Origin of the sequence: Methanobrevibacter sp., assembly GCF_045611865.1 — an archaeon.
Lineage (GTDB): Archaea > Methanobacteriota > Methanobacteria > Methanobacteriales > Methanobacteriaceae > Methanocatella.
Window position 1 is genome coordinate 14,043 of the sequence record NZ_JAZKXX010000072.1, and the last position, 17,009, is coordinate 31,051.

Genomic DNA, 17,009 nt, shown 5'->3' on the forward strand with positions numbered 1-17,009 from the left:
ATATGTTAAAAAACAATTACACTTAAGATAATTGCATTTCTCTTTCAAGTGCTTTTGCTTCCTGCTTGTTTTTCTCGGCAACCTCTTCGGGAGTTAAATCAGAAGGCCTTGTAAAAAACAAATCAATATCATTTACAACTTGACAGATTGCCATGTGCAACAATTCTTTTAATGCAAGACTTTTCTGAACTCTGTTTAGTGAATCGTCAGAATAAATCCTGTCATAATCCGCCTGATAATCCTTTCGAATCTTATCAGGAGCCAAATCCCTTTCAAGCTGTTTTTCATAATATTCATCTGTTAAAAGTAAAAAATTAATCAATTCTTCTTTTTCTTCAGCAAAATCCTTATCTTTATCCTCAATAACCTCATGGAAGTATGCATTAACAGATTGGAAAACATCCCTTGAAACATTACCATTTAAAATATTGTCCATAAACAATTCAAAAGTTTCTGAAATATAATATTTGCCGTTTTCTTCTTTTGTAGCAAAAACCAATTCGTTTTCAATATTCGCTACATACTGAATTATGATAATGTCCATTCCTTTTTTAAATGTTTTTTCAGTGAATTTTGAGTTTTTAAGCTTGTAATCCGCATTTATTTTTAATGCATTTTCAATATCTTCAATATCTTTTTTTGAAATCTCCATGAACTCATCCATTTTACTTACCTCACAATTAGTTTGTCTAAAGTGATTAATAGTTTTTATTAACAATGAAAATTATATAAAAAAAATATGAACCCCGAAGACATATTAATCGACCTTAGAAAATTATCCCCAAAAAAAGAAATTACAACATGTGAATTAATGGATATACTTAAAGAATATGCCGGAATAATTTCAGTATACGATTTAATGTTAGCTAGTGCACATATGCGAAAAGATGGGGAATTCGTTCATGCCAATTACCGGGAAAAATATTTAGAAATTTATATCAAATACTTTATAATGCGTATGAAAGAAGTATTGGAAAATGACAGCTACAACAAAAAAACTATAGATAAAGAAACATTTGATGAATGCTTCCCAATGCTTGAGAGAACTTTTGAAAGTGAAAAAATTAGCGAAGACGGCAAATTCCCATTAATTTATGTAATCACATCATTATACACTACATTTATCCTAGAAGAACCAATACATCCAGTTGGAAGTGAATTTCCAGGAAGTTTAAAAGTAGAAGAGAAAAATGGAGTATTCTTCTGCCCAGTTAAAGAAAATCAAAATGACAATCCCAATGCGATTTGCCATTTGTGCCTTGCTGAGCAAACACCTGATATTTGAGCTGGTAACATGAACATATGTCTTTACGGATCTGGAAGTAGAAAAATAGATAAGATTTACACCGATGAAGCCTATAACTTCGGTTGTGAAATAGCTAAAAACAACCACACACTAATCTTCGGTGGCGGAGACACCGGAATGATGGGGGCATGCGCCAAAGGAGTTCATGATAATGGTGGAAAATCAATAGGGATAGCTCCACCATGGATTGGAAACTTCGAGCCATTATGTGAAGATTGCTCTAAATTTATCTATGTTGATTCAATGGACGAGAGAAAAAGGGAATTTGTAAAAAATTCAGATGCGTTTATCATATCCCCTGGCGGAATCGGAACATTGGATGAATTCTTTGAAATAATAACTCTTAAAAAATTAAAACAGAACAATAAGGAAATTATTGTCTTTAATATCAATCATTTCTTTGATAAGATGCTTGAAATGATTGATGAAATGAGAGATAAAGGATTTTTAAATAAACAAGCCGATATTTTTAAAGTTGCAGACAGCATTGATGAGATTTTTGAAATATTAGAAAGGTAAATCAAATGATTAGTGAAAAACAAGCCTTAGAAATTGCACAAAAAATTGAAAATGCTAACGATATAGATATTAAAAAAACAATTGAAAAGGCCTCAACTGCCGGTTATTTAGGTGAAAAACATTTTTACTGCACAGTTATCGAAGAAGGTGGAATGACTCATACCGTTCCCGAAATATTAGGGGACAGATACAAATCAATGGAGTTAGATAATTTATATTTTGATATAATTTCAAAAGCTCTTGACCATGACGGCATTTACATTTCACTAGCATATTCAAGTCCCTACATTCAAATTTCACCACAATATTGTGATGAAACATATGAATATGATGAATATGAAATGGATTTTAATGAAATAGATGTTGAAGACTTATATTTAATGGAATATGGTTTGATTACATCTGAAGAAACAAAAACATTTAAGATTTATGCTGAAGAAGGAATTTCCGGCCATGAGCGAACCGAAGATGTTGGAATTATGGTAAATATTCTTGATGGTGATTATAGAGCCTATTTTGCATTAAGATCCACTGATTTATGCATGTCCAGTTTTAAAGTGTTGCCGTTTGGCGCTGATTATCCTAAAGAACATCCATTATCATTTAAAAACCCAATAAATAGAATGCTAATCGAAATGATAGAAAAAGTAATAATAAAAAAAGAATAGATTAGTTAAAATCTATTGAAATTCTATAGGGTCTACACCGTTTAGTTCATTGAACTTCATTAAATTGTCAAAAGTTTCATTGAAGTCATTTTCATCACCTATTCCATATTTTGCAAAATCAATGATGAACATTTCTCCATCAATTTCAATTAATTCAAAGGAACCTTTTTCATCCAAACTTTCATCTACAAAGTTGAATGTGTTATTTTCATATGCATAAACAGTGTAACCGTTTTCTGTATCATTAGTTGTGTAATCCTCAGCATCATGTTCTGTGTGAGAAACAACAGACAATACTTGTTCTGGTTGTTTAAAAGTATCATATAAAACGTAAACACCATCGCCGACATCTTCAAAATCATCTGGAACGGTGAAACTTGTTGTATCAATAGCTGACACGGCACAAACTAACATTAAACATAAAATTAAACCTAAAAATACTTTTTTAAACATGAATCCGCCTTCTTAAAAAATTCTATTATTAATTATTATTTTTATTCTATTTAAATGCGATTCTTAAAAAATTATAATTTCAAGCAATTAATAGTTCAATATACCTGTCCAAATACTTTTTAAGTATTTTAACAATTGGCCCGATGATTATAGCGGATATTATTGTTCCTTCACGAACACCGGCAAGATAACCTAAAAATATGACTGACAGAATCGCAGCAATAATAACCATCGAAGTATCAACGAATGGCTTAACCTTTGGAAATTCAATATTTAGAACTTTTGAAATGGCCACAATAACCCCATCTGCTGGAAGATAAACGATTTCCGTTTGGATTTCTAAAAGAACACCGAATGCAACTACAACACAACTGATTAACAACAATAACATTTGGTTAACATAACCGACAGGATTTATGAAATTAACTAGCATTAATGAAAAATCTATAAAAAAGGAAAATATTGTTCCTATAACCAATTGCAGGTATTGTCTTTTTTCAAAATCCTTTCTTAAAAGTAGGATTTGGATTAAGATGAAAAGTACAGTGAATACAAACATCACTTCCCCGACGCTGAAATGAGTGATTAGACTTGAAACATATGGAAGGCAAATCAATGGGGAAGTTCCTAAATTGGCTTTAATAGATAGAGAAGCTCCTAGAGATATAATGAATAGTGAAATTAAATATATTATATACCTATTCGCTTTTTTTATTTCCATATTATATTTTTTCTTGAAAAATGGTTAAATATTTTTCTGATATGTAGATAACAATTGAGCGCAGGCCATATAGCAATCTTCTAATCTAAATTTCTTACTAATTGGAACCTTTAATGCCCAAATATCCATTAAAAAATGTATTACACATATTTTAAAAAAATAAGTGTAAAATTATTAGATTTTACCTACACCCGCCATCGGAACACCAGTTAAAGCTGATGCCTCTAGGGTTAATGCACGTAAGTTTTCTTTTTCAAGTTTTGTAATGTGAGTGTTTCCGGCTTGTTGGACTAGCATACATGCTTCGTCTGTCATTGTTTTTATGTAGTTTGCTACGTTTTTACCCCTTTCTTTGTAATCTAGTCTGTGTCTTAGGGATAAGTCTTGTGTTGCAATTCCTTTTCTACATGTTCCGGTATAACACATTTGACAAACTCTACATCCGATTGAGATTAATGCAGCTGTTGCGATATATACTGCATCTGCTCCAAGAGCAATAGCTTTAGCCAAATCAGCACCAGACCTTACACCGCCTGCTGCCACTAAGCTTACTTGGTCTCTTAGGCCAATTTCTTTAAGTGCCATGTCTGCTTCTACGATTGATGCAACTGATGGGATTCCTGAGTGTTCCATGATTACTTCTGGACCTGCTCCGGTTCCTCCTTGCATACCGTCAACAACGATTATGTCTGCTCCACCTTTTGCTGCAATTTTTACATCAGAAGCAACTTTACCAGATGCAAATTTGACCATAATCGGCACTTTCCAGTCAGTAATCTCCCTTAACTGTGAGATTTTCATACTTAAGTCTTCAGGACCTACAATATCCATGTGTCTTGCAGGGGATAGTGCATCTGATCCCTCCGGAATATTACGGATACGTGATACTTCTGCTGTTACTTTTTCACCAAGAAGGTGTCCACCCATACCGGATTTTGCTCCTTGACCAATTTTGATTTCAATTGCATCTCCTTTTTTAAGGTAATCAGCGGATACCCCGAATCTTCCTGATGCGTATTGTGCAATAAGCTTATCTGCAAGTTCTCTTTCTTCCGGCAGCATTCCTCCTTCACCAGTGTTTGTTACAGTTCCTGCAAGTGAAGATCCGATAGCTAATGCCATTTTTGCTTCTTTTGATAGTGCTCCGAATGACATTGCTCCAATCATGATTGGTGTTTCAAGTTTTAGCGGGTTTTCTGCAAAACGGTCCCCCAAAACCACATCTGTTCCACAAGGTTCCCTGTATTTATCGATTGGTGGTCTTGATACCTGTGCAGGGATTACAACCAAATCGTCAAAGTCAGGAATGCGTCTTAATGCTCCTGTACTTCTGAGTTTGTATGATGCTGTTTGTGATTGTCTTACAATTTCTACAATGTCTGGGAATCCCCATCCTTGTCTTGCATCTTCTGGAATTGCGTTTACTTCAATTGCTCTGTTTGGACACATTTCAAGACAGATTCTGCATCCCACACATTTTTCCTGATTTAATGGGTAAGGATCACCTTGAATGATTTCATAAACTCCATGAGGGCAATTGTTATAACATGAAAAACATCTTCCACAGATTTTTTCATCTCTATCATCACATAAATACCAACAACATCCTGGACGCCCAAAATTTTTTTTACATAAATCCGGATTTCTTTCAACTCTATATGGCATACTTAACACTCCTAGTGACCATAGAATGGCCTTGTACTTTTTGGAACTATTTTTTTAAATTCTGAATAATCATCAATGTCAAAGTCATATTTTGATAGTGCTTCTTCAAGTTCTAGTGAATCCTCGAAGGTTAACTCTTCGAATTTTGCATTGTTTCCTAGGCTTTTTACTTTACCTCTAACGTATACTACTCCACGGATGATGGATTCTGCCACATCATCTCCGACATCACCTAAGATAATTATACGGCCTCCCATCATGAATATCCCTGTCATGAACCCGGAATTTCCTCCGATGATTATTGTACCGTTTTTCATGATTTCTCCTGTCCTTGAACCTACTGATTCTTTTACAACAACAAAACCATCATATATTCCTTGACCTGCTCCGTCACCGGCTGATCCTTCAACGATGACTTCTCCTCCAGTGAGGTTATCTCCCACAAACCATCCTGCGTTTCCGTTGATTGTTATTTTTGGTTTGTCACACATACATCCTGCAAAGTATCCTACAGAACCGTCAAACTCTATTTCCACATCTTCGGTTACTCCTGCGGCAAGGTAATGTTTTGCATTAGGGTTTTTTATAATGATTTTGTCATATTCCCCTGCAGCATCTTTTAGCTGTGAGTTAATCTCACGAGGAGTTAAATTTTCTGCATCTATTTCCAATACGCTCATTTTCATCACCTTATATTTCATATACCATTACTTCACCTGGAGATATTTGTTCTACATGGTGTGTGTCTACTACTTCCCTTAGGGATACTTCTTCTGATGCTATTGCAAATACATCGTCGGTTTCCGCCATTACACCTGGTCTTAGGCCTAATTTGTCTTTTGCGATTCCGATTCCTTGTGGGGTTCCGATAATATAGGAAAATGGACCGTCCATGTCTTCAACTGATTGTTCGAGTGCTTCTTCAAGGGAATATCCTGTGTCAAGTTTATCAGCAATGTAGTGAACTAAACATTCTGTATCGTTGAATGTTTCGAATACGTGTCCTTTTCTCTCAAGCGGGTCTCTTACTTTCCAGTAGTTTGTGATTTGTCCGTTGTGTACTACTGATATATCACGTACAATGTATGTTTGGAAAGGGTGTGCATGGTACCTGTCCACTCCACTTTCTGTTGAAAAACGGGTGTGGCCAATAGCATGTGTTCCTTTAACTGATCTTACGTCGTATCTTTCTGCGATATCTAGTACGGATCCAACATCCTTTATCATCTCAAAATCATGGCTTCCGTTAATTACAATTACATCGTCAAGCCTGTCGATTTTTGTAATTAATGGTTTTAGCTGGGAAAATTCATCTAAAGATATTTTACATTTGTAAATGAATGACTCTCCAACTGACGGTAAGATGGCATCTTTTTTAATTGGAGTTTCAAGATTTATAACATCTTTTACTTTTTCAAGCAATTCGTCATTTTCTGCTACTTGAATTTTTAAGATGTATTCTCCCTCTTTTAAACCTGTTCCACCGTATATTGAGTATCCTGCTGAGTCAGGTCCTCTGTGTTGTAATTGGTGGAGCATGTTTGTCATGTCATTTCCAATGTTGTGTAATTTTTTATCTTTGTAAACGATCCCCGCTATTCCGCACAATTTTAGACCTCCTTAGTATTTAATTATTTTTTTCTTATACATAGTTTAATGATTACCATATATAAATGTGTCGGAAAGTACCTTCCGATGAATAAATTTTCTGAAAAAATACATGAAAAATTTAAAATAAATAAACAATGTTTAGAAAAATTAGTGTAAAAACTGAATAAATTAAGTAAATATTCAAAATTACAGAATTTTGTATATCCAATGAGAAATTAACAAAAACCGGTTAAAATGAGTTGAATTAGATAATGAGCATAATTAATCATTTATCCAGTTGATAAAATAATTATATTATAAAGTAAGATACAAAAAATACCCTAAATTAAAAAAAAGTAAAAATAAGAAATTAATTTTATTTTTTAATAGAAGCTATTGCACTTTCAGCACCTGATTTTACAAAACCACTTTCATCATCAAGCAATTTTTCAAGTTCTGGAATAGCTCTTTCATCATTTAAGTTTCCTAAAGCCCAAGCAGCAGTTCCTCTAACTCTCCAATCCTCATCATCCAAGATTGCAATTAACGGTTCTACGGCAGGTTCACCCATACGACTTAAAGCGGTAGAAGCTTCTCTTCTAACCAATTTGTTGTTGTCCCTTAAAGTATCAATTAAAGCAGGGATTGCTTTTGGATCCTTAATTGCACCAAGTAATGTTGCCGCATTTAATCTGATTTGTTTTTTTCTGCTGGATAAAGCTTCAATTAATGGGTCTAAAGCTTCATCAGCCCTTAATTCCAATTCACCAACAGCATCCTCAACAACAAAGTCATCTTTATCGTTTAATAATTCGATTAATTCATCAATACTTCTTTCCATTTTAACCCCTCTCGTAATCTTAGGATTATCTTTGTAGTTAATATATAATTATAGCTTTGGTAATATAAAAGTATTTCGATACTATACGAACAAATTTTAAAATTAACTTAAATAAGATAAATATCAATATTAATAGTATACGAACAAATTCTTTTAAGTGAAAAATAATGTACAAAATTGCAATAATCAGTGGGGACGGAATAGGCATAGAAGTAATGAATGCCTGCGAATATTTACTGGACAAACTAGATTTAAACTTTAGTTTTGAATATGGGGAAGCCGGTTTTGAATGTTTCAAAAAAAATGGGACCACACTTCCAGAAGAAACCATCAAAATAGCAAATAAAAATGATGCAGTTTTATTCGGAGCATCCACATCAACACCCGGCCAACCAAGCCCAATAATAAACCTAAGACAGGCACTCCACGTATATGCAAACATAAGGCCAATAAAAGCCTATAAAGGTGTAAATTGCCTACGTGATGACATTGATTTTGTAATAGTACGTGAAAACACCGAAGGACTATACTCTCAAGTTGAATACGGTGATGAAAACAAGATGGTTGCAGAGCGAATAATCACAAGAAAAGCATCAGAGAGAATATCAAAAGCAGCATTCAACTTATGCATTAAAAGAGGTGAAAGCAAAGTCAGCTGTGTTCACAAAAGCAACGTCCTAAAAAAGACAGACGGTATTTTTAAAGAAAGCTTTTACAAAATAGCAAAGGAATACCCGCAAATTACCGCTGAAGACTATTATGTTGATGCAACAGCAATGTATCTTCTCACACAACCACAAAACTTTGACGTTATAGTTTCAAGTAACCTCTTTGGAGACATATTATCAGATGAAAGTGCAGGTCTCGTCGGAGGATTAGGTCTTGCACCATCAGGAAACATCGGAGACCACAACGGACTATTTGAACCCGTGCACGGATCAGCCCCTGACATTGCCGGAAAACATATTGCAAATCCCTGTTCCATGATTTTATCAGCTGCAATGATGCTTGACTATCTAGGAGAATGGGAAACTGCAAATGACATTAAAAACGCCGTTGAAAAAGTAATAGCTGATTGTAAAATTAAAACTCCCGACCTTGGAGGAGATGCATCAACAATTGACATTACAAAAGCTATAGTCAAGGAGTTAATTTAAATGCTCAACATTACTACTTTTTTAGATGCTAATTCAAAACGTTTAGATAAAAATGTATTATACAACCCAACTACAGGCAACAAATACAACTCTGGAGAAATATTATCAATTGTATCCCAAATAGGACGTGACCTAAAAGAATTAAATATCAATAAAGGCGACAGAGTACTGATTTATTTGAAAAACTCCGAAGAATATTTATTTTCACTTTTTGCCATATGGAGAATAGGGGCAATTGCAATACCTACAAATAGGGTTTTTACCGCATCTGAACTTGAATACATTGTGGACGACTCAAAGGCAAAATTGATGATTACCGATTTAGAAGCTCAAAATATAATCGATATCCAAACATACATCCCACAAAACATTTCTGAATTTAAAAACAGTGAAGTTTTACCTGCAGAAAATACTGATTGGGATGACTTATGTCAATTACAATACACATCCGGTACAACCGGCAAACCAAAAGGTGCAATGCTAACCCATGGAAACTATTTTACCGCAATACACAATGAATGTGATGTGTTAACCTTAAAACAGGATGATGTTTACCTAGGTATTTATCCAATGGCCCATGTTGGTCTTTCATGGTCAATAGCAGCACTAAGAGCTGCAGCATACTACATTCTAATAGAACAATTCAACCTAGATGAATACTTGGATTTATGTAAAAAAGAAAACGTAACTGTTTTAACTGGAATGCCACCAGTAATACACTCACTAACCACCATGGACAAACGTGAAGAGTTAAAAACTGTTCGTGAGATTATCTCCGGTGGAGGACCACTACACAAAAAAATATGGAAAGATTTCCACCAAACCTATGCAATACCAATCATAAATGCATACGGACTATCCGAAACCATCGTAATAGGAACAGGTACTGTTATCAGACCAGAAGATTATCGTGAAGCGGACAGATTTGAAAGTGTAGGCCATCCCGTTTGTTTTTCAGAAGTAAAAATAGTTGATGAAGATGATCCTTCAATAATTTTAGAAAAATACAAACAGGGCGAGATTGCACTTAGAGGCCCGGCAGTTGCAAAAGGTTACTGGGGAAATGAAGAAAAAACCAAAGCATCATTTTTAGAAGACGGATGGTTTTTAACAGGAGATATCGGATACCTTGATGAAGACAACCGTTTATTTATCACCGACCGTAAAAAAGACATGATTGTAATGAGCGGATGGAAAATCTATCCAACAGAAGTGGAGGAAGTCCTGATAAAATACCCTGAAGTTAAGGAAATAGCTATTTTTAGTATAAACGATTGCCACAGAGGAGAGATTCCAGTAGCCGCAGTTGTATGGGAAAATGAAAACGACAGCGAAGGATTACTTGAATACGCTCGTGAAAACCTTTCAAGATATAAAGTTCCTCGTGAAATCTATGATTTAGATGAACTTCCAAGAGTAAACGGATGGAAATTACTCAGAAGAGAACTTAGAAAGATGTTTAAAGATTAAAAAAAGATTTAAGAGTAATGAAGCTAGAATCAATGATTCTAACCACATTATTTCACATAAGTTTGAGGTAATCCTCAAGCTAACTGTTATTTGAGATACTATATAAATTTTTTTTGAAAAAAGAAAATAACTATGATTTATTTTGAAATCATAGTTCCAATACCTTCTGTAGTGAAGATTTCTAAAAGTAATGAATGTTTTTTACGTCCGTCAATGATGTGACAGGATTTTACACCATTCTCAATAGCTTGAACGCAAGTTTCGATTTTAGGAATCATTCCACCAGAAATAACTCCTTCTTCTATTAAACCTGGAACTTCACTAATTCTAATCTTTGGAATCAATGAATCTGGATCATTAGGATCTCTTAAAACACCGGGAACATCTGTTAGGATAATCAATTTTTCAGCTCCAACAGCACTTGCGACTTCACCTGCTGCAGTATCAGCATTTAAATTCAAACTTGTTCCGTCTTTTGCAATACCTACTGGAGATATTACTGGAATATAATCGTTTTCTAAAAACATTTCAAGTAAATCTGTGTTAATGCAGTCCACTTCACCGACAAGACCCAAGTCAATGATTTCTTCATCGATTTTCTTTGCCTCTTTTTTATGGGCGAATATTAAGCTTGAATCTTTACCAGACAAGCTTATTGCTTGGCCATCGTGTTTAATGAGTTCTGATACTATTTCTGTTGATATTTTTCCAACAAGTACCATTTCGATGATTTCCATAGTTTCCTCATCGGTTACACGAAGTCCTTTGATGAATTTGGATTCTTTTCCTAATTTATCCATTGATCTTGATATTTCAGGGCCTCCACCATGAACGATAAGTGGTTTCATCCCCACATATTTGAGTAAAACAGTGTCTCTTGCTGTAGATGACTTTGCTTCATCATCCACCATCGCATGTCCACCATATTTAATTAAAATTTTCTCACCATGAAACTTTTTAATGTAAGGCAAAGCTTCAATTAAAACATCTATATCTTTCATTTAATCACTACAATAATTATTTAATTTAATACCTTATAAAACTAATTACATGGATGAACTTAAAAAATTTCTTTTAAGCCAAGGTGCAAGCAAAGTTGGATATGCTGATGTTAGTGGTCTTGCAGACGAATTCGTTGATTTGCCAAATGGAATTAGCCTTGTTTTAAAACTTCCAAAAAAAGCTATCGAATATGTTAAAAATGATGACTTTGAAGAATATTGGTCTTGTTTTCATGCAAAAGTAGCTGAATTGAAAGAAATTGCCCTTAAAGGTGAGAATTTTATTAAATCAGAAGGTTATAATGCGTTTGCTCTTACAATGGAGAGGAATGAATGTAACATGGAAAAGCTTTTAAGCATCTTGCCTTATAAAACAATAGCCACCAAATCTGGTCTTGGATGGATTGGGCGTTCGGCATTATTTGTAACACCAGAGTACGGCTCAGCAGTTACATTATGTGGAATCCTAACTGATATGCCACTTGAATTTGGAACACCCATTACCGATTCTGAGTGTGATGATTGTACAAATTGCCAAGAGGCCTGTCCTGTAAATGCAATCAATCCTCAAAAATGGAATGACCGGCTAAATAGGGAAGACATTATTGATATTGAAGCCTGTGGTGAATATATAATCGACCAATATAAAAACGGATTAGGTTGTACAAAGTGTATGAGCGAGTGCAAGCTCACACAAGAGTATTTAAAAAAAGAAAAATGAGTATTTAAATACCCATTTTGAATTTAAACCTGTATTCTTGGTTTACGATTTCCATTCCTACAAATGAACCTTTCAAAATATCTGCAACCTTTTGTAAGTCACTTGCAGTTATTTCACTACCATTACCAATCGGTGAGAAGAATGTCACCTCATCATCAGTTATCAGGTAGTTTAGAAGTTTTGTGTTTTCTTTTTGGTATTTTTCGACAATTGCCAATATTTCTTCTTCGATAGATTTGTCTAGGTTTGCCATTATTATCACCTTAAAATTAAATTAACATAGGAAGTATTTAAATTTAGCGTAACAAAAAAGTTACTTACATCTAATCAAGAAAACTCCAGTTAAAAATGACCATATAATCATCGTATAAACTGATAATCTTTCAAAAACAGGCATGTAAATACTCTCCATGTTAAAGCACATTATCCAGAACACGACAAAACCAATAAGGCCCAAAATTAAAGTTATTATCTGATATTTGCCGAATTCACCCATTAATCTTGAGACCAATATCAATAGAATATTACCTCCTAAAATGGCCATTATCGCCCCTAATGTGTGATAACCTGATGTTAGAGGGTTTCCACCATGAATCAAACCAACAATAATAACTCCTAAAGAGGTAACTAAAGTCAAGATATAAAAAATAGCTTTATTTTTAATGATATAATCTTTAAATTTGTAGAAATTAGCAAACAGTAATGCTAATCCAATTAAAATAAAAGCTGAATTCATAAGCCAAAACAATGGAGAATTGGCATTTGGAATTCCAAGTTCTGAAATGGTGTGGAAAATATAAGTATTTGCAAAAGAAGCCTTAAAAAAAGTTGCGGAAATAGCTTCGGCTACAATATAGTATAGACTACCAATAATTAAAACGATTCCAGCAACTTTACTTCTCATAATCTAAATTCCGAATTTTTTATCGAAGTATTTTTCTCTTAAATCCAGGTTAAGTTCTTCTAAATCTGCACCATCAATTGCCTTAAGTAAAATTTTATAAGCAGTTTTTTTAGGTACAGTAGTATTTTTAATATTGGATTTGGCCCAGATTTTATCAAACCTTTTCTTTAAGCTTCCAAAATCAAATTCTTCAGTGACCTTTTTTATGTTAACTATATTTGCAGTGTCTACAATGTCATATTTAACATAGTTTGTGGAATCTAACATAATAGGGTTTAAACCTAAAATGAAACGTTGCAAATCATAATCCAAAAATGATTCATAATCACCAGCATATGCAAAGACATGTGCTTTTGCAGTGAGTGCATCAATAAATACTAAAAATTGGTTTGCTATTAAAGCTTTTGAGAGGATTTCATCACAGAAATTATGTGCTGTTTGAATCATGTCATCAGATGAATTGTTAACGTAAATTTCATAATCTTCAAAGCGGAATGCAACAAGTGCAAACATGTATAAGTCAATCCACTCGTTTTCAGCCAAAAACTCCTTTGCTTTAGGAGTCAATTCATAATCTCCAGAACCAGAACCTTCATTTAAAACGGGCAATAATCTTTCAATAAGCTCTTGTTTTTTACCGGAAACTTTTAAACCGTTTTCCTTTAAAAGTTCTTTTAAATCGGCAACTTTATACTTTTTAGATAAATCTTCAGCGGTTGCTCCCCCTTCACCTGCAAGATAACCGTTTTCAACTAAATAGTCAATACAATCCTGTCCTGAAGGGAAAGTTCCAAAATTACCTTCATTCAGTACATATCCAATTTCATAACCCTTATTTAAAAAATTTAAAACATTAAAAACTTCTAATTTTTGTTCACTCACTTAAACACCTTTAACAATAATTCAAAGTTATTATCAAAATTCCAATCCTAATGAAAAAAAGTTTGAAATAATAATCGTAACTATCAACATTTACATTATATCTTTTTTAGTTAATTTAATGTTTTGCAATAATTACACTATTTTTCGAAAGAACAAAGCTATCAAAATAAATGAAATGGTGATTAATATAAATGCAAACCCATAAGTTATCCGGTGTTTTTCTTTTTGGTTAATCCACAATAATTAAAGTAACGCCATAATTAAAATATTGTTTAAGATATGAAGTATATCTAACATTAATTTTAGCTGATTTTTGGCAAAATTTTTCTCACATTACATAATTCCATCAGTAATTTAAAGAAAAATAATTACATTAATCGGCAATAATCTGTTTTTCAATCATGTCCATCAATGGCTTTACATCACCTGAAAGATTGATTTCAGTGATATTTTTAGGAAATCTTTTTTTAGAAGCATAATATGCTTGTGCAAAAGTACAGCTCATAAATTTCACACCTTCAAAATCAACTATAAAATCCAATTCATCATAAGAATTAATTTTATCAATGAAATCCATTGCATAGCTATTTAGCTCCAATGAAGAGTTTATCTCTTCAGATATTTTAATTATCAACCATTAACCCCTATTTATAGAAGTTATGCTTACGAAGTAAAAGCAATGAAAAAATAGATTAAGGATTGCATGCCTCATCGGCAGCACCCATTATCACACTAATTTCTTCGGAAATATTGATTTCAGAAATATTTTTAGGTGAATCAAGTTTTGCAGTGTAATAAGCTTGAGCATAGTTCATAGTGACAAACATTACATCCTTAAAATCGATTATGAAGTTTTCCTCAGGGATTTTATTTAAAATATCAACTAATTCGATTGCAATTTCACTTGACTCCAAATGAGTACCAAATTCAGCACCAACATTGATTAACATAATTCTCACTACCTAGTCAACATTAAGTATTTGTTTTTGGGAAAATAATTTTAATAAAAATTTTCAAGGAAAATAAATGTTCGCCTCATATGAAACGAACAAGTATTTTTCTTACAAAAAAGAAATTTGACAAATAATAATTTGAAAATTAAAGTATAATAAATTTTCCCAAAAAAAAATAGACCAGGACAAACAAAATGTCCTGGTCAAAAAACATACTTACTTTTTTACTCAGCAGATCCAAAAAAAAGTTAGAGTAAAATATTATACAAATCACATATTTTAATAAAACACTGGCGTTTAATTTTTAAATCGAGGTTTTACATGAAGTTTTCACTATTCGCTAGTTACTATCCCATGATTTCTGAATCCACATCATCGTAAAAACAAGGGTAACTTCATTATGATTTTAATTCTCTACGTAAACTATCCATCTCAGCCTTAACTTCAATGGCTTCCTCCACCAGATCATGATGCTGAATCAATTTACTGTATTTCTTTTCAAGTTTTTTCAAACGATTTTTCTTTGAGGCTCTTGTTTTCTTATTCATTGTACAAATTCCCCATGAATGAATTCAGAATCATCCGGTAAATCTAACTCACGTCTTAAAGTATTTATTTCAACTTGTTGCTCTAAAACATCATCAGTCAAACCTTCTTTTTCAAATTTGTCCTTAACTATACGTTGTTTATTTTTTAATTGAATTTTATGTAAAAATAGTTTAACTTTATCCAACATTAACAAACCTCCCTACTTTTAGATTTTTGTCATAATACAAACACTTTTCTGACTAATCCCTTTAATATAATGACTTTGAATGCTGAACTTACGGTCTTGTAAATGTCCACAATAACCAGGATAACTGCACCTACTACCTAAACTGTTTAATGCTCTAACATATCCAGTTTTAATGTTAATCTTATCAATGGCCTCATAATGTCCACAACCATTCTTATCATCAATATCGGAACCTGAAGCTGAATACCATAAATGAAAGAATAAGAAAACATTCTTTTTACACATTAATTCACCTAATGATTTCATTCTTTCAGCATCTGTTTTACCAAAATCAGAATAATTTTTCCATTCTGTTTTAATATTAATACCTGCTTTTTTAGCTGCTTTTGCAATGCCTGTTAAGATTCCATCATGACTAGTGCCTGAAGTTGTAGTTCCGCAATAACTCATTAATTCAGATTCAGAAATATTAGTAACTCCAAATTTCCTTAAACCTTGGTGAATACAATGAGGTCCACAATCATAAGGAGTTATTTGACCAAGAGCACCAGCACCTTGATTTAAATAATGTGGACTACTAATGAATGGATTTTTACAAGCAATCTTCTTAGAAGACGCTGTTGATACTTTAACATTAACATCAATAGTTTCAGGCCTATGCCCCTCTTTCTTTTCATATGCAATTGTCCATTTGCACATGTTCACAAACTGAGATTTAGAATATTTTTTACCCTTACTACCAGTAACATATTCTGGTAAAAAATCAGTTGAACTATTGTCTATAATTGCATATTCAGCAATTCGACCTAGTAGTACTGTTGTGTTATATTTTGTTTTATTTGCTAACACTTTTTTCTTTAATTCTGCAAAAGTTAATTTTTGTTTTCCATGACTATAATTAGTTCTTTTCTTAAAACTTTTATTTTCTTTTAATAACCAATAACTTATTCTAATCATGAGATAAGTGTATTCGTTAAATTTTATTGAACTCATATTATTTTTCACCTCTACTTTTTTTTATTCGTTTCTTTCAACTACCTGATTTGATGGATATTTCTTTGAAATATATAAAGACCTTGTACCTAATGGGATATAATATTTAAGAGTATTTAGATTTCCAGAAAACCAACTACTAGAATAGTTTATAATGTCATTGGAAGTTTCCCATCTTAAAATTACAGTAGTTATACTGCACATATAAAAACAATAATTATTAATTTGAGTTAAAGTGTTAGGCAAATCTACATAGGTTAAATTACTACAACCTCTAAAAGCATACCAATCTATTTTGGAAACTGTGTTTGGTATTATAACAGAAATTAAATTATTATTTGATAGAAATGCTTCTTGATTAATTGCTGAAATATCCCCTTTGATTTTAATAGTATAATTTCCATTTGTATCATATGAATGGTTTAATTT

General features: G+C 32.8%; 23 protein-coding genes. 6 read left to right on the forward strand and 17 right to left on the reverse strand.

Annotated features, from left to right (window positions below; genetic code table 11):
• Positions 1–22: 22 nt before the first annotated feature.
• Positions 23–664 carry a hypothetical protein gene (locus ACKI32_RS08555; RefSeq protein WP_407415455.1) on the reverse strand — a complete coding sequence of 214 codons (642 nt, stop codon included), beginning with the start codon at positions 662–664 and terminating at the stop codon, positions 23–25.
• 75 nt (positions 665–739) lie between these two features.
• Between ACKI32_RS08555 and ACKI32_RS08560 the strand changes: the two genes are divergently transcribed.
• Genes ACKI32_RS08560 through ACKI32_RS08570 form a run of 3 tightly spaced genes read left to right on the forward strand, consistent with a single transcriptional unit; the run spans position 740 to position 2,493 of the window.
• Entirely contained in the window at positions 740–1,285 is a 546-nt protein-coding gene (locus tag ACKI32_RS08560; protein WP_407415457.1) for a DUF2115 domain-containing protein, read from the forward strand.
• 9 nt (positions 1,286–1,294) lie between these two features.
• The gene (locus ACKI32_RS08565) at positions 1,295–1,825 is read left to right on the forward strand and encodes a TIGR00730 family Rossman fold protein (RefSeq protein WP_407415459.1); all 531 of its coding nucleotides are present in this window, start codon (positions 1,295–1,297) and stop codon (positions 1,823–1,825) included.
• Positions 1,826–1,830: 5 nt separating this feature from the next.
• On the forward strand, positions 1,831–2,493 hold the full coding sequence (locus tag ACKI32_RS08570) for a hypothetical protein (RefSeq protein ID WP_407415461.1): 663 nt from the start codon (positions 1,831–1,833) through the stop codon (positions 2,491–2,493).
• A 12-nt stretch (positions 2,494–2,505) separates the two neighbouring features.
• Here ACKI32_RS08570 and ACKI32_RS08575 read toward each other — a convergent pair whose 3' ends face one another.
• The 6 genes from ACKI32_RS08575 to ACKI32_RS08600 all read right to left on the reverse strand — a co-directional run bounded on the left by ACKI32_RS08575 (position 2,506) and on the right by ACKI32_RS08600 (position 7,763).
• Positions 2,506–2,946, reverse strand: coding sequence for a hypothetical protein (locus ACKI32_RS08575; protein ID WP_407415463.1), 441 nt, complete (start codon positions 2,944–2,946; stop codon positions 2,506–2,508).
• 79 nt (positions 2,947–3,025) lie between these two features.
• Complete coding sequence (locus ACKI32_RS08580; RefSeq protein WP_407415465.1) at positions 3,026–3,667, reverse strand: YczE/YyaS/YitT family protein; 642 nt, start codon at positions 3,665–3,667, stop codon at positions 3,026–3,028.
• Positions 3,668–3,841: 174 nt separating this feature from the next.
• Complete coding sequence (locus ACKI32_RS08585; RefSeq protein WP_407415467.1) at positions 3,842–5,332, reverse strand: glutamate synthase-related protein; 1,491 nt, start codon at positions 5,330–5,332, stop codon at positions 3,842–3,844.
• Positions 5,333–5,343: 11 nt separating this feature from the next.
• Entirely contained in the window at positions 5,344–6,012 is a 669-nt protein-coding gene (locus tag ACKI32_RS08590) for a tributyrin esterase (RefSeq protein WP_407415469.1), read from the reverse strand.
• Between the two features lie 10 nt (positions 6,013–6,022).
• Positions 6,023–6,940: a class II glutamine amidotransferase gene (locus ACKI32_RS08595; RefSeq protein ID WP_407415471.1), complete on the reverse strand. Its 918-nt coding sequence runs from the start codon at positions 6,938–6,940 to the stop codon at positions 6,023–6,025.
• 358 nt (positions 6,941–7,298) lie between these two features.
• The gene (locus tag ACKI32_RS08600; protein ID WP_407415473.1) at positions 7,299–7,763 is read right to left on the reverse strand and encodes a HEAT repeat domain-containing protein; all 465 of its coding nucleotides are present in this window, start codon (positions 7,761–7,763) and stop codon (positions 7,299–7,301) included.
• Between the two features lie 167 nt (positions 7,764–7,930).
• Between ACKI32_RS08600 and aksF the strand changes: the two genes are divergently transcribed.
• Together aksF and ACKI32_RS08610 are read left to right on the forward strand one after the other, a co-directional pair.
• Positions 7,931–8,920: a homoisocitrate dehydrogenase gene (aksF, locus tag ACKI32_RS08605; RefSeq protein WP_407415475.1), complete on the forward strand. Its 990-nt coding sequence runs from the start codon at positions 7,931–7,933 to the stop codon at positions 8,918–8,920.
• Positions 8,921–10,390: a class I adenylate-forming enzyme family protein gene (locus tag ACKI32_RS08610; protein WP_407415477.1), complete on the forward strand. Its 1,470-nt coding sequence runs from the start codon at positions 8,921–8,923 to the stop codon at positions 10,388–10,390.
• A 137-nt stretch (positions 10,391–10,527) separates the two neighbouring features.
• Here the strand turns inward: ACKI32_RS08610 and argB are convergent, their stop codons facing one another.
• Positions 10,528–11,391 (reverse strand): acetylglutamate kinase, encoded by an 864-nt coding sequence (gene argB, locus ACKI32_RS08615; protein WP_407415479.1) that lies wholly within the window; start codon positions 11,389–11,391, stop codon positions 10,528–10,530.
• Positions 11,392–11,440: 49 nt separating this feature from the next.
• Here argB and ACKI32_RS08620 point away from each other — a divergent pair, with 49 nt between their 5' ends.
• Positions 11,441–12,112, forward strand: coding sequence for a hypothetical protein (locus tag ACKI32_RS08620; protein WP_407415481.1), 672 nt, complete (start codon positions 11,441–11,443; stop codon positions 12,110–12,112).
• 4 nt (positions 12,113–12,116) lie between these two features.
• Here the strand turns inward: ACKI32_RS08620 and ACKI32_RS08625 are convergent, their stop codons facing one another.
• The 9 genes from ACKI32_RS08625 to ACKI32_RS08665 form a co-directional block, all read right to left on the reverse strand.
• Positions 12,117–12,365, reverse strand: coding sequence for a hypothetical protein (locus ACKI32_RS08625; RefSeq protein ID WP_407415483.1), 249 nt, complete (start codon positions 12,363–12,365; stop codon positions 12,117–12,119).
• A 60-nt stretch (positions 12,366–12,425) separates the two neighbouring features.
• A complete protein-coding gene (locus ACKI32_RS08630; RefSeq protein ID WP_407415485.1) occupies positions 12,426–13,016 on the reverse strand; it encodes a DUF998 domain-containing protein in 591 nt (196 codons plus the stop codon).
• 3 nt (positions 13,017–13,019) lie between these two features.
• The gene (locus ACKI32_RS08635; RefSeq protein ID WP_407415487.1) at positions 13,020–13,898 is read right to left on the reverse strand and encodes an SAP domain-containing protein; all 879 of its coding nucleotides are present in this window, start codon (positions 13,896–13,898) and stop codon (positions 13,020–13,022) included.
• A 373-nt stretch (positions 13,899–14,271) separates the two neighbouring features.
• Entirely contained in the window at positions 14,272–14,532 is a 261-nt protein-coding gene (locus ACKI32_RS08640; RefSeq protein WP_407415489.1) for a hypothetical protein, read from the reverse strand.
• A 58-nt stretch (positions 14,533–14,590) separates the two neighbouring features.
• Positions 14,591–14,848: a hypothetical protein gene (locus ACKI32_RS08645; protein WP_407415491.1), complete on the reverse strand. Its 258-nt coding sequence runs from the start codon at positions 14,846–14,848 to the stop codon at positions 14,591–14,593.
• A gap of 401 nt (positions 14,849–15,249) precedes the next feature.
• The gene (locus ACKI32_RS08650; RefSeq protein WP_407415493.1) at positions 15,250–15,399 is read right to left on the reverse strand and encodes a hypothetical protein; all 150 of its coding nucleotides are present in this window, start codon (positions 15,397–15,399) and stop codon (positions 15,250–15,252) included.
• Positions 15,396–15,587 (reverse strand): hypothetical protein, encoded by a 192-nt coding sequence (locus tag ACKI32_RS08655; protein ID WP_407415495.1) that lies wholly within the window; start codon positions 15,585–15,587, stop codon positions 15,396–15,398. The genes ACKI32_RS08650 and ACKI32_RS08655 overlap by 4 nt, the downstream gene beginning before the upstream one ends.
• 18 nt (positions 15,588–15,605) lie before the next feature.
• Positions 15,606–16,580, reverse strand: a complete 975-nt coding sequence (locus ACKI32_RS08660; RefSeq protein ID WP_407415497.1) for a hypothetical protein — start codon at positions 16,578–16,580, stop codon at positions 15,606–15,608.
• A 24-nt stretch (positions 16,581–16,604) separates the two neighbouring features.
• The coding region (locus tag ACKI32_RS08665; RefSeq protein WP_407415499.1) for a leucine-rich repeat domain-containing protein at positions 16,605–17,009 on the reverse strand (405 nt) is incomplete at its 5' end.

What these genes read in the sequence shown, in the direction of transcription:
- ACKI32_RS08645 (WP_407415491.1), bottom strand. Translation starts at nt 14,848, where the DNA reads ATGTTAATCAATGTTGGTGCTGAATTTGGTACTCATTTGGAGTCAAGT.
- ACKI32_RS08560 (WP_407415457.1), top strand. Translation starts at nt 740, where the DNA reads ATGAACCCCGAAGACATATTAATCGACCTTAGAAAATTATCCCCAAAA.
- ACKI32_RS08620 (WP_407415481.1), top strand. Translation starts at nt 11,441, where the DNA reads ATGGATGAACTTAAAAAATTTCTTTTAAGCCAAGGTGCAAGCAAAGTT.
- ACKI32_RS08555 (WP_407415455.1), bottom strand. Translation starts at nt 664, where the DNA reads ATGGATGAGTTCATGGAGATTTCAAAAAAAGATATTGAAGATATTGAA.
- ACKI32_RS08625 (WP_407415483.1), bottom strand. Translation starts at nt 12,365, where the DNA reads ATGGCAAACCTAGACAAATCTATCGAAGAAGAAATATTGGCAATTGTC.
- ACKI32_RS08650 (WP_407415493.1), bottom strand. Translation starts at nt 15,399, where the DNA reads ATGAATAAGAAAACAAGAGCCTCAAAGAAAAATCGTTTGAAAAAACTT.
- ACKI32_RS08585 (WP_407415467.1), bottom strand. Translation starts at nt 5,332, where the DNA reads ATGCCATATAGAGTTGAAAGAAATCCGGATTTATGTAAAAAAAATTTT.
- ACKI32_RS08655 (WP_407415495.1), bottom strand. Translation starts at nt 15,587, where the DNA reads ATGTTGGATAAAGTTAAACTATTTTTACATAAAATTCAATTAAAAAAT.
- ACKI32_RS08610 (WP_407415477.1), top strand. Translation starts at nt 8,921, where the DNA reads ATGCTCAACATTACTACTTTTTTAGATGCTAATTCAAAACGTTTAGAT.
- aksF (WP_407415475.1), top strand. Translation starts at nt 7,931, where the DNA reads ATGTACAAAATTGCAATAATCAGTGGGGACGGAATAGGCATAGAAGTA.
- ACKI32_RS08630 (WP_407415485.1), bottom strand. Translation starts at nt 13,016, where the DNA reads ATGAGAAGTAAAGTTGCTGGAATCGTTTTAATTATTGGTAGTCTATAC.
- ACKI32_RS08575 (WP_407415463.1), bottom strand. Translation starts at nt 2,946, where the DNA reads ATGTTTAAAAAAGTATTTTTAGGTTTAATTTTATGTTTAATGTTAGTT.
- ACKI32_RS08600 (WP_407415473.1), bottom strand. Translation starts at nt 7,763, where the DNA reads ATGGAAAGAAGTATTGATGAATTAATCGAATTATTAAACGATAAAGAT.
- ACKI32_RS08565 (WP_407415459.1), top strand. Translation starts at nt 1,295, where the DNA reads ATGAACATATGTCTTTACGGATCTGGAAGTAGAAAAATAGATAAGATT.
- argB (WP_407415479.1), bottom strand. Translation starts at nt 11,391, where the DNA reads ATGAAAGATATAGATGTTTTAATTGAAGCTTTGCCTTACATTAAAAAG.
- ACKI32_RS08580 (WP_407415465.1), bottom strand. Translation starts at nt 3,667, where the DNA reads ATGGAAATAAAAAAAGCGAATAGGTATATAATATATTTAATTTCACTA.
- ACKI32_RS08570 (WP_407415461.1), top strand. Translation starts at nt 1,831, where the DNA reads ATGATTAGTGAAAAACAAGCCTTAGAAATTGCACAAAAAATTGAAAAT.
- ACKI32_RS08660 (WP_407415497.1), bottom strand. Translation starts at nt 16,580, where the DNA reads ATGAGTTCAATAAAATTTAACGAATACACTTATCTCATGATTAGAATA.
- ACKI32_RS08590 (WP_407415469.1), bottom strand. Translation starts at nt 6,012, where the DNA reads ATGAGCGTATTGGAAATAGATGCAGAAAATTTAACTCCTCGTGAGATT.